Source organism: Desnuesiella massiliensis (assembly GCF_001403615.1).
GTDB classification, from domain to species: Bacteria; Bacillota; Clostridia; order Clostridiales; family Clostridiaceae; genus Desnuesiella; species Desnuesiella massiliensis.
Map to the genome: position 1 here is coordinate 863,948 of NZ_LN879456.1, position 12,106 is coordinate 876,053.

The window sequence follows — 12,106 nt, forward strand, 5'->3', positions numbered from 1 at the left end:
AAGTATTAAAATTTAAAGAATGGCTAAAGATTAAGTAAAAAAGAATCAATAATGAAAATCTGTCCATTATTGATCCTTTTATTATTACTTGAAGAATGTCTTATCCAAATAAGCAGTCAATGCACTACGCAATTCCTTTAGCTCTTTTTCATAGCTTTCTGATGTATTCTTAGGAGTTCTGTCATTTACGAATCTCCCTTTATTTTCCACCCCCCAGAAACCTGCTGTATCATCATCTAATACTTTAAATGCTTTCATATATTGATCCCAAGCCGCATTATTGATGCCTACTCCATCACCAATAAATCCACGGCCTCCGCCTAAAAATCCACATTGCTGAATAGTAAATATGGACTTTCCTTTAAGTAGTCCTTCTAAACCTTTTTCACCGTCTTTGTAGGCCCACTTTTTAGCAAATACTCTTTCCATATATCCTTTAACTATAGCATTTGGTGTATCATGCCAATTAGGATAACTAAATATTATATAATCCGCTTTGTTTATAAGCTCTTGTTCTGCTTTTACATCCTTAGGTGCTTCACCCTTACCATCCTTTGCGTAATAGAATTCTTCAGGTTGTACTACTGGATTAAATTTCAAATCGTAAAGGTCTCTTAATTCAACTTCTACACCTTTTTCTTCAAAATGCTTCATTGCAGTATTTACCATATCATAATGAACGCTGTCTTTCCTCGGATCTCCAACTATAAATATAGCCTTCTTCTTTGAATCACTAGTAAAGCCCTTCGGCTTATAAGCTTGTATAAGTTCTTTTTTCACAATAGAAGCTGAAGTTGTAGCATCTGCTGAAGCAGCTGTAGTACTGTCTGTCTTTTCTTTATTATTAGCTTCTACCTTATTTTGCTCCTTCGGAGCTTCCTTCTTAGTTTCTTTTCCACAAGCTACAGCAGTAATCATTGTAGCCATAGTTAATACTGCAATTAAAGTTTTTTTCATTTTTCTACTCCTCCATTTTTGGCCTTTGTTATGTAATTTGACGATTAATCAATGAAAAGCAATTATAGGTTATTACATACTATAACGCAATCCAAAATTCCTTTGGAGGCATTCTCTTCATCTATTTAATATCAGTATTTATGGGGTGTCTTACACCCAAATTATATAACCTACTGCCTTGCGACTATTAATAGGTTAAAGTTATTAAATTTTAACAGTTGGGTCGACACCTTACATAAACTGACCTCATTTTCTAATTTAAATATAATTTAAGTAATGTTCTTCATGACTATTAATATTTTATTATACGCTTTGTTCATATAATAATTATTTTTCTTTCTCACCTCCTAGATAGGTTTTAACAATATTACAATTTATTAATAGTCGCCCTAGGTATATTAACATAAATTTAACAAAATTTCAACGATTTATTGAAAGCTAGTATTACTTTTATAGCTTTCTCTTGATGTATACGAAATAGAAATTATGTATTATAACTAAGATTTAAGAATATTTCAATATAAATTGATCTAGAACAATAATCTTAAAGTTTCAACACATACATTGTTCATATTTTAACTATATATGCTAAATATAAAAGGAGAGCTTACCTTTTGCAAACTCTCCTTTTATATATTTAAAGATTGAAATTACATACTATATTTTTTATCTCCGCCGCTCCTTTAACATTTTCATCAGACATAATCTTAACACCTTCTATACGCTTAGAAACCTCTTCTGCTTTACTTGCTATTATCTCTGATCCTTTAGCTCCTTCAGTTATAGTGGTAGCTACCTCTGCTATAGAATCTTTGATTTCTTCAGCAGAATATCTTAGATTTTCAACTATATTTTTAAAATCTTCCATTATATTTCTTATGTCTTGTGCATCATTATTATAGCTTTCCCCTATGATGATTATACTTTCATAATCCTTAGACACATCATTATCTACAAATTCTAATATTTCATTGCTGCTTTTAGCTAAATTTACAACGGCATCATTAACCCTTTTTACTATGTCCTGAATCTTATTTACTGTACTTGAAGATTCATCTGCTAGTTTTCTTATTTCCTCTGCTACCACAGCAAAGCCTCTGCCTGCTTCTCCCGCTCTGGCGGCTTCTATCGCTGCATTTAAAGCTAAAAGATTTGTTTGCTCTGTTACTCTTAATATAGCCTGAGCTAACTCATTTATTTCATAAACAGCATTGGAATCTTCTATGGCACTTTCCATATTAGCTCTAACACCGCTATAAACCTTGTCCGCATTTTTCTTAGACTTTAAACCGTTTTCTTTTATCTGCTCAGCCCTTTGTTTTATTCCCTCAGAATAGTTAAATCCCTCTTCAGCCTTGCTTTTTACTTCATCAATGTTTTCTAAAATTCTTATAGTGGAATTGGATACCCCTTCTGCTATAGCAGAGGTTTGCTCTGTACCAGCCAAAAGCTCTTCTGTGGTAGCCACAGTTTCATTATTCCCACTAGCAATTTCCTGTAACATCTCTTTTATTTTTTGTGCATTAGTTTCAGTATTTTTTGAAACCTCTGATAACACAGTGATTATATTTCTCATAGCCTTTCTTAAAGCATAGGTGGAATTAGCTATATCTCCTATCTCATCTTTCCTTTTCATGTGATCCTTTATACTGGCATCCTTTTCTAAATCTAGCTTTGAAGTTTTGTTTAAAAGTTTTATTATACTATGTAATGGTTTTGTTATAAATCTGCTAACCAAAGCATAACCCAACAAAGATGCTACAAAACAAGCAATTATAGCCATAATCAGTATACCTTTAGTCATTCTACCTATAACATCTAGGGGTATATCACTTCTATAGCTATAAACAAAAGCTAAGATAGAGACGGTTAATATGATTATAATACCAGTAAATATAGTGGTTATTTTTTTATTCATAGACATATTTTCAGCTCCATTTCTCCAGGCACTTAAGTAGATGCCTTAATACAAATAACATACCTTCTCTATTTAAAAGTACCATGTTTCCATAAAAATTACAAGTATAGTATAAATGCTAAGTATCACATGCCTCTTACTTTATATGGATAAATTAAATTAAGATAAAATATTAAAAAGTTTAATTCATAGTCTGGAAGATATACGTAAAAGCATAGAAGTTCTTTTACCCCTCTATGCTTTTCACCATAAGCTTTATCTTCTATTTCAATTAAAATCGTTTCTAATCTACTTTTTCTAAATAATAGTACGGCTCTATATGCATTATAACTTGAGTATTTTCACAGATTTCTTTTCTCATTTCATTCTCAATATTATGCATAAGGCTGTGTGATTCTTCAATAGTGTTATTTGGCTCAACCATAATGTGAAGATCTATATATACTTCATCCATTCTACCCCTGCTTCTAATTTCATGTATATCCTTCACCTGAGGAAACCTAAGGACAATTTCTCTGATTCTTTCAGCATCCACCACTGCTTTATCAAGCAAAACCTCACTATTTTCTTTAAAAATTTCAAAAGCAGCATTAAATATAAATAACGCTACCACTATAGAAGCTATAGGATCTATAATAGATGGTAGCCCAAAGTGTATAGATAAGAGTGTTATTAAAACGCCCAAAGACACATATATATCGGATCTTGTATGAAGGGAGTCCGATACTAGTATTGTACTGTTAAGTCTTTTACCCTCCTTAAATTCAAAGATACTTACGAATATATTAACTCCTAAAGTTACTATTAAAGCAAGAATACTCTCCAAAGTAATAGCCAGAATCTTTGGATCAAAGAACCTTTGAAAGGCCCCAATCAAAACATTTATCCCTACAAAAGTTAACATGGCTCCAATAAAAATGCCTGCCAAGGTCTCAAATTTCCTATGGCCATAGGGGTGATCCTCATCAACAGGCCTTGCTGCATACCATATACCAATAAGACCTACCACATTAGAGGAACCATCGGAAAGAGAGTGAAAGCCATCTGCTGAAAGACTGGCACTTTTTATAAGACTTCCAATAAATATCTTTAGTACTGCCACAAAAACATTAGCTACAAGAATAATAAGTAATACATTCCTCACTCTTTTTAAATTTGTATATTCCACAATTTATACCTCTCATTTTTTATTTAAAATAGCACCTTTTTCATGTAATATATTATATGCTACATTTTAGAAAATGTTCTCAATTGGTATAATATAATTAGAAATATACACCATATGCTCTTGTGCTGTCAGCACACATTCTCCAATATCTATTATCAATTGATACTGAATTATTATATGAACTAACAGTCATTTCCATAGGTTAATATTAATAAAAGATGAACAGTATTCTATGTTTAGAAATGAAGCTATGCAAGTTACTGATTTGATTATTGAACTAATGAATAATAAAAGAAGTGAAAAACGCCCAATTCTAAAAATATTAAGAATTAGGCTTATTATTGTTATCATTATGCCAATATGGTTAGATTACTTTGATTATTCTCATAATTTACATCTAATTTTTATTCATAAGTTCAACAGCTTGTTTTTCCAAATCGCAAATTTGAAGTAATACATCACAATATGGCTTTAAATTTTCTTTATCATTAAACAGGTCAGAAGCTGAAAAGTCCTGTGGAATTTGCTGCGCTAAGCGATTAGAAAGAGCAGCAATTTTCTCATAATATTGTGCTAGGTCTTCTCTTCCATTATCGTTAAAAAATTTTATTGCATATTGTCTATCAAGGTATTGCTTGTAATTACACATAACATTGAGATATGGTTCGAAATTATCCTCCCATGTATATGTTAATAATGCATTAGCAAAAGCTTTATGCGCTGCAAGTCCATTATATTGACCAGGAGCTATATTCTCGTCTGTAATTAAATGCTTAATCAGATTTAAGGTTTCTGTAAAAGCTTTTTCTTTTGATGGCTTTTTACACTTGCCCTCAATAATAAGTATCCTTCCTTTGCTACCTTCCTCAAAGAAACCGTTGTGCCAGTTTGATTTTCTGAAATATCCAGTATCATCATTAGCTTCATCATGATCTTCACTAACGTACATAAAAGGGTTATATCCTAAAAGCACATCGCCATCATTATCATAGCCCGAAACAACACAAGCATCTGAACAATTGATAATCCCTTCAAGTGTAATAACTGGAACACCTTTATCTATACTATCCATAATTAATCTTTTGTCAATTTCATAGTCACTTCGGATATGATGAGAAACTTTATATCCAAGCATCTTAAAAGTGTGTTCTATAATGATCGGAGCATGTATCACATGATAATTTCCATGATTCCATTTACTGATTGAAGGCATTGAAAAGGAAGTACGAAAGGCACTTCCTGATAGCGCACAAACATAATCATAATCTACTTTTTCACCAAGTGCATTAAGTGCAGAAACAACGCTGTTTACAAATTCATTTTGTCTCTGAGTATCAGACCAATCAACTTTTAATAAATTTGGAATATAATTTTTTGCCATGCTAAACCCTCCCCTTAATACAAAATTAATTACAATTGGATTGAATTTTAGATAATCTGTATTGTCTTTTTTAAAATTTGATGGAGAGCAATTATATAGTCGCTTAAATGCTCTTGAAAATGATTCAATGTTTTCATATCTATACTTAAATGCTATGTCAGTTATAGATAAATTGCCCTCCGAAAGATCATCAGTGGCGCAAGCTAGACGGCGAAATCTAATATATTCACCTATAGAGTATCCTGTAATAGCACTGAACAAATTTTGAAAAGATGATGGTGCGTAATTTATTGCTTTTCCAACTGATTCAATGGTAATTTCATTAAGAAGATTTACTTCTATGTATTCAATGGCTTCTTGGACTTTATCTACCCAAGTCATTTTATCCCTCCCTCTTGATATCATTATGTCATACTAAAAAGATTTTTGCTTGACATTTCCTATGATAAATTGTCCATGCTAACTGCAAGTACCTCTTCTCTTGTTATATGTGACTTACCTCCAGTATGATATACTTTATCTAAATGCATAACTGGATAACGAAAAAATAGCTGTTCAGTATGCTGAAGAGCTATTTCTTAAGTTATATCTATGACGCAGAGTTCTTATTTCTATATAAGCTTATTCTACGTAAATATCTAGAATGTTTTCAGTATTGTAATGTCCATAATAGAAGTCATCCTTACGTAAATTTATCTCATCTACCATTAACTTCTCTGTATCTCCTTGAAGCTTCCATAGGGATGCCTTGTCTTTTGCAGTCTTTCTAAGGAAAACTAAATCTCCACTATCCGATATATAGGAAGGTGCAAAATCAAAAGTGTTATTTTTAGTCAACTTTTCTACTTTTTTCGTATTAGGATTTACTCTATATATATTATGAGGCTCCTTATTCCATTGCTCTACATTCTCTGTGGCCTCAGCTCCTGAAAATACCACCATTTTTCCGTCTAGGGAGAAAGAAGGTGTCATAGTTGACATTCCGCTAGCTGCAGGTTCATAAGGTCCCTCTGTAGCTATCATATCCTTTGGCAATATATTAGTAAATTCACAGCTTGCCACATCAACTTTTCCTAAGGTCTTATTTATATTCATATCTCTTATTCCGCCATTATTTATAACTGGTGACTTTCCATCTAAGGGATTTATAGCTAAATTATCCTTATAAGCCAAGGCAAATACATTCTCATCCTTGCAAGGTATGAACTCTCCGCTTTTTACTTCATAAGTGCCAAAAGGAACTCCATCTGAATTTAGTGAACCTGCTGAAGTTTTACGCCATATATAAAGATATTCTCCATCTTTAGATATGCCAGCAATTTTAGGCTTCAAGCCCATTTCTGTACCTTCTTCATTCATAGGAACTGAAGATATTATCATTTTATCTTTTAATGTTTTAGTATTTAAATTTAAAATCCCTTTATTTTCTATATATTGACCGCCATCTTTGGTATAGTACCTATATACTTCAGCATACAAATTTTCCTTGTGATCACTTGTAATATTTTCATACTTATATTCACTTTTAATGTATGAAGAATATTTTTTATTGTTTAAATTATAACTATTAAGACCACCTTCTTGAGCAGAATAAGCTATCTCTTCGCTATCTTTCCATCCGTAGCTTACCACATCTTTAGCACATTCTATCACTTTATCCGCTAAATCTGAGGAAGTATTTCCTATATAAAGAACTCCCTCCTTGGTATAGGCCACATGTTTTCCATCTGGCGAAATAACTGGCCTATTTAATGCGTTTCCTCTATCTATTATAGCTTTACTTCCATTTTCTAAATCCAAACTTAATAGTTGGTTTTCCTTAATCATAACTGCAATGCTTTTATTTGCCTTAATCATAGCTGCTATGCTCTTATTTCCTTTAATATTTTTGCCAAATGCATTAGCCATAGATACGGAGGTTAAAGTTACTACCATTGCTGTTATTATAGATAGTATCGTTATTAACTTTCTAGGTTTTTTTCTCACTTTTATCATAGTTAGTCTCCTCTTCAATTCATTCTTACTGCTGTCAGCCATAGCAGTTGATAATACCCCTTTATTGTCCAATGAATGATTAATTGTATCTAAAATAGCAAGCCCATAACAATTCTTTTCCTGCCTATTCATATCTTTAATAACCTTCCAATCACAATTCAATTCACAGGCCTTATTTAACTCCTTGTTTACCAGATATATAATAGGGTTAAACCAATGAATACTCCTTATGATGAAGGAGGCAATTTTAATCCATAAATCTCTATGCTTATAGTGCATTAATTCATGGTTAAATACCATTTCTAGAAAATCTAAATTCATATCTTCTCTAGGAAGGATTATCTCGGGCTTAATTATGCCTGTGACCATAGGAGTTCCCACCTTATCACAGAGCTTTATACCAATTTTCTTTTTAATTTTTAGCTCCTGGCAGCATTTATAGAAAACTTCTTTTATATCTTCTACTTCAATATCACTACTTGCACTTTTTAACTTCCTATTAAATTTAAAGATTCTTATGAATCCATTAATAAGAAATCCTATGCTACCTAAAAGCCACACAGCTCCTAATACTTCTCTTATACTTAGTATTCCAATATGATTATTATCGTTCATTATTTCTTTAGTTAAGTTTTCTACGATTTTAAAATCTTGAGTTTTTTCCTTAGGTTTGGCTTTATAATCCCTTTCCTCATTACTCTCTACCGCATTTTTATTCTCTACCTCCTGGACTTTTAACTCTTTAGCATCCATAGATTTAACTATATTAGTTAAGGGATTTTGAAGATTTGGCATTATTAATCCATAGGGAATAATAAAAGTTACTAGAGTTAAAATTAAAAGATAGTATCTCCAAGTTGGTGAAAAAAATCTATCCGTCATAGGTCTAAGCAGAGTTATAATAAAGAAGATTATAGTTCCTGATAAAGACAACATAAAAATTTTATAAAACAGTTCCTGTAGCATTTTTTAAATCTCCTCTAAAAACCATTCCTTTAGTTCTTTAAGCTCCTTTTTACTAATTTCTTTTCCATTATACATAGTAGCTATAAAATTTTTTATAGAACCACTATGCATTTCTTCTAAAAATGCCTTGGAGTGAACCTGCTTATACTCCTCCTCTGACATAGCCGGAGTATAATAATTAGTCTTTCCCCTCTTATCAGCTTTCAGCACTCCCTTATCCATTAATCTGCTGGCAAGGGTTAATACTGTAGTCAATTTCCATGAATTATCTGCTGGTAAAAGCTTTAGTATGTCGCTAGTGGTAATCTCTCCCTCAGCACTCCATACTATCTTCATGATCTCCATTTCAGCATCTGAAATTTTTCCTTCTTTAATTCCCATGTTATCACCTCCCTCTACAAGCTGTAGTATAATTATATGCTACAGCTTGTAGAATAAAAAATCAATATATAATTTGAATTATTTTCTAAATATTAGGCCTTGTCCTTTTGAAAAAATAAAAACCTCAGAGCAACCCCTAACGGGTTTACTTTAGAGGTGCAAATGCAAAAAGTACAGAGATTTTTTCAATAGTTTTTACACAAAAAAAGTATGCTAATTTGATGATTTTAGCATACTTTTTTACATTTAATATTTAGTTATAAGTATTATAAAATATAAGAAGGTTGTAATTTACCTACACGATATTTTCTCCAAGTAAAATTTTAGGCATGGTGGTTAAACAACGGTTAAACCTCTTGTAATATTTTTCAAGTCCTGCTTTTGTGAGTTCTCCATGTATTATTTCATTCTCCAATACCCATACAAGCATATAAATAACCTTCCCTTGAAATCTTGTTAATCTAATAGGTGGTTCTCCATTTTTTGCAGAATTAAAATCTGATTGTCTATGTGTACGTTTAATATAGTTTACATTAATCACACCAGTATGTGATTTGTAAAATTCAGCAACTTCTTTAATAAGTTCTTCAAATTCTTCTTGTTTATCAATTTTGACTTCATATATACATATTTCATTAAACATTAACTTAATCTCACCTCCAATTCATTTACAATTTTATGGTTGTAATATGTGTTATTCTCCATAAATAAATAAACACCTCTTTAAACTAAAATTTCCTTACGAAAAATATATTATGTCATTATAATTAAACTGTTTTTTAGTAATACCTATTCTTTGAGCAGGAGTTAATATATCTTCACCTTTAGTTTTGAAAGTCCAACAGAAGTTATAAAATGTCCTCAAAATAGTTATAGCGTATTGGGCATACTTTGGGTTATAGTTAGAGTATATATAACTCTTTCCTTCACCTCTTGCTGTAACAAGTGGTCTTTCAAGTATAGATATGCTCCTTCTTATCTGATTGAAGAAAGCATTAATTGAATGGCTGTTTACCCTTACTAAATAATCGGCAATTTCATTTGGAGATTTATCTGATAAATCCGTTATACAGTCTACATATCGAACACCTTCATCAATAGATGGTACAGGGTGTTCAATAGGGTTTTTGCCCCATTTAGGATAACCCTTTCCATCTTTAACTATATAGTCATAAAGACTATGATATGACAGTTTTTCTGCTATCATCTGCTTTTGTATTTCAAAAGAGGAAAGTCCGTTCTTGCCATTATCCTTAATCCATCTTTTAAATTCTCTCATAGCCTCCGTAAATAGATTATAAGCCTCTTTCTTACTTAAATTACGGTCTAATTTACATAGAAAGTAGTGAGATTGCTTATCACTTATAGGTTGTGTAAAAACCCTCATAACTGCGTCTATAATGGCACTATCTTCATCAGATATGAAGTTCCACTTGTTGCAGTTTACCATATCATTAATAAGCCAATAATGTGCTATAGAAGTATATTTTGAGTTTGTGTGCATACCTTCTATATAGTCTTTTCTTCTATTAAACTCGGAGAGTTTCAGTTCATATTGTGCTTTAGTTTCATCATCATTAGGGGTAGGAGGCTGTGGAGCATAAGGAAATCTTAATATCTCATTTTTCCTTGCAAAACTGTATATGTGGTCATCATGATATTTAATTGTATCAGCCTCTATCTGTTCCTGTGTGATTGTATAATCATAGGCAATATCTGCTCTAAATACATACCTTGAATATAATTCACTACTGGCTACAAGGAATGTTTGGAATTTTGTGTCCTCAATATCGTAATGTAGTCCTCCTTTACCTTTTCTCCTAACATTATTAAGGTAATAAATCATTTTATCCGTATTTAGCCATATCTTATCAAATTCTATGGATTTAAAGGTTTTGGTTTCGTACCTATCAAGAAATTCAAGACACTTCCTATAGAGCCACTCTAACTTATGATAGTAGGTCTTGGGGCTTATGTTAAGTATTTCACATGTACGCTTAACTGGTGTTCTGCTTACAAGTAATTCCGTAAATAGAGGAAGTATATCATTCTTATTTTGATTATAACTAAAGTTTTCTCTCACAGTAGGTAAAACATTAGTTATCTTCTTGCAGGTCTTACATTGATATTTTTGAGAGTTGCCTGTACTTTTACCACGACTATAAAAGGCTTCTCTATTTTCAAAAGGGTTTTTGTCAATATCTAAACAGCCATCTTTATGAAAAGTGTACGTTACTTCCTTATCAACTACGGTATTAATACTAATAAGTCTTTTAATTTCTTCTGCAATAGACCAATTTGATACAGTTTCAGCAGTGCAATTCATACTTATTCCTGCTGTATCCTTAATAACATCATCATTGCAAGTAATTCTTTTTCTTTCCTCACCACCACCAACTAATTTATAACGTGATGGTTTACTTTTAACATTTTCAAATTTCTGCTGTGGTAGTCCAAACCACTTACAAAAGGGATTGTTGCAATGGTTCATTTGAACAGAGGAAATCTTTGATTGCTCTTTTAGATATGAGGGTTCAAAAACTAAATACCTGTATTTCTTACCGAAACTTGTAGCAGATAGAGCCTTGTAATCCTTATCCATCTGCTTTAAATCTTTATCTGCATATGGACATACTGTACTTACATCTAATGAGGTTTCCTTTGCTAATTCCTTTAGTTTAGACATTTAAAAATCCTCCTCAACTTCAATACTTTCAGTTGTGGCTACTTCTTTATTATCTTTGCTGAATATAATTTCATCTATCTTTTTCTTACTTCTACGAGTGCCAAGCCATTCAACAAAATCTTTGTCTTTTAAAATGTTCTGTAGAAACATATCTACGACTTCATCTTCCTCATATTCAGTATATTTAGCATAGTATTCAACTATTAATTTGGTTCTACGTGAAATCTTCCAAGAAATATTTTCTTTATTAGTGTTTTTAGGTTTTATAAAATCCATAACACACCTCTTTTTAGAACATATATTCATATTTGTATTATTAACTATTTTAAGATTAATAAACAGTTTTACATAACTTTCTGCATATATTTTTACAAGCATTTTTGCAGGTGTAATGAATTTATTACATTTGCTTTTTCTTCTGTAAAAAGCAGTGTAAAAGTCAATGTAATTTATTATATAAATACCTTTAGACCATTGATTTAAGCCAAAATAAAAGAGTGCAAAAATCAATGTAATTTTGCACTCAAATATTATTGTATTTTTTGATTTTGCACCCTTTAAGTAAACCCGTTAGAGCAACCCGAGGTTATTTTTATTTATAATACCTTTTTTAAACCATTTGTAAATATTTATGCACTGTAGCAGTAGATTTAA

Annotated in this window: 9 protein-coding genes; all 9 read right to left on the reverse strand. The window is 31.4% G+C overall.

Features of this window, described 5'->3' with window-relative positions; all coding sequences use genetic code 11:
• Nucleotides 1-84: 84 nt before the first annotated feature.
• Nucleotides 85-957 carry an NAD(P)H-dependent oxidoreductase gene (locus BN2665_RS14930; protein ID WP_055667897.1) on the reverse strand — a complete coding sequence of 291 codons (873 nt, stop codon included), beginning with the start codon at nt 955-957 and terminating at the stop codon, nt 85-87.
• A gap of 637 nt (nt 958-1,594) precedes the next feature.
• Complete coding sequence (locus BN2665_RS14935; RefSeq protein ID WP_055667898.1) at nt 1,595-2,881, reverse strand: methyl-accepting chemotaxis protein; 1,287 nt, start codon at nt 2,879-2,881, stop codon at nt 1,595-1,597.
• 277 nt (nt 2,882-3,158) lie between these two features.
• Nucleotides 3,159-4,043 (reverse strand): cation diffusion facilitator family transporter, encoded by an 885-nt coding sequence (locus BN2665_RS14940; protein WP_055667899.1) that lies wholly within the window; start codon nt 4,041-4,043, stop codon nt 3,159-3,161.
• 397 nt (nt 4,044-4,440) lie between these two features.
• Nucleotides 4,441-5,805: a helix-turn-helix domain-containing protein gene (locus BN2665_RS14945; RefSeq protein ID WP_055667900.1), complete on the reverse strand. Its 1,365-nt coding sequence runs from the start codon at nt 5,803-5,805 to the stop codon at nt 4,441-4,443.
• A 240-nt stretch (nt 5,806-6,045) separates the two neighbouring features.
• On the reverse strand, nt 6,046-8,385 hold the full coding sequence (locus tag BN2665_RS14950) for a M56 family metallopeptidase (protein ID WP_055667901.1): 2,340 nt from the start codon (nt 8,383-8,385) through the stop codon (nt 6,046-6,048).
• 3 nt (nt 8,386-8,388) lie between these two features.
• Nucleotides 8,389-8,766 carry a BlaI/MecI/CopY family transcriptional regulator gene (locus BN2665_RS14955; RefSeq protein ID WP_242865958.1) on the reverse strand — a complete coding sequence of 126 codons (378 nt, stop codon included), beginning with the start codon at nt 8,764-8,766 and terminating at the stop codon, nt 8,389-8,391.
• A 295-nt stretch (nt 8,767-9,061) separates the two neighbouring features.
• Nucleotides 9,062-9,409: a hypothetical protein gene (locus BN2665_RS14960; protein ID WP_055667902.1), complete on the reverse strand. Its 348-nt coding sequence runs from the start codon at nt 9,407-9,409 to the stop codon at nt 9,062-9,064.
• 96 nt (nt 9,410-9,505) lie between these two features.
• Nucleotides 9,506-11,452 carry a hypothetical protein gene (locus BN2665_RS14965; protein ID WP_074042318.1) on the reverse strand — a complete coding sequence of 649 codons (1,947 nt, stop codon included), beginning with the start codon at nt 11,450-11,452 and terminating at the stop codon, nt 9,506-9,508.
• A complete protein-coding gene (locus BN2665_RS14970) occupies nt 11,453-11,728 on the reverse strand; it encodes a hypothetical protein (RefSeq protein WP_074042347.1) in 276 nt (91 codons plus the stop codon).
• Nucleotides 11,729-12,106 lie beyond the last annotated feature (378 nt).

What these genes read in the sequence shown, in the direction of transcription:
- BN2665_RS14955 (WP_242865958.1), bottom strand. Translation starts at nt 8,766, where the DNA reads ATGGGAATTAAAGAAGGAAAAATTTCAGATGCTGAAATGGAGATCATG.
- BN2665_RS14960 (WP_055667902.1), bottom strand. Translation starts at nt 9,409, where the DNA reads ATGTTTAATGAAATATGTATATATGAAGTCAAAATTGATAAACAAGAA.
- BN2665_RS14950 (WP_055667901.1), bottom strand. Translation starts at nt 8,385, where the DNA reads ATGCTACAGGAACTGTTTTATAAAATTTTTATGTTGTCTTTATCAGGA.
- BN2665_RS14945 (WP_055667900.1), bottom strand. Translation starts at nt 5,805, where the DNA reads ATGACTTGGGTAGATAAAGTCCAAGAAGCCATTGAATACATAGAAGTA.
- BN2665_RS14935 (WP_055667898.1), bottom strand. Translation starts at nt 2,881, where the DNA reads ATGTCTATGAATAAAAAAATAACCACTATATTTACTGGTATTATAATC.
- BN2665_RS14930 (WP_055667897.1), bottom strand. Translation starts at nt 957, where the DNA reads ATGAAAAAAACTTTAATTGCAGTATTAACTATGGCTACAATGATTACT.
- BN2665_RS14970 (WP_074042347.1), bottom strand. Translation starts at nt 11,728, where the DNA reads ATGGATTTTATAAAACCTAAAAACACTAATAAAGAAAATATTTCTTGG.
- BN2665_RS14965 (WP_074042318.1), bottom strand. Translation starts at nt 11,452, where the DNA reads ATGTCTAAACTAAAGGAATTAGCAAAGGAAACCTCATTAGATGTAAGT.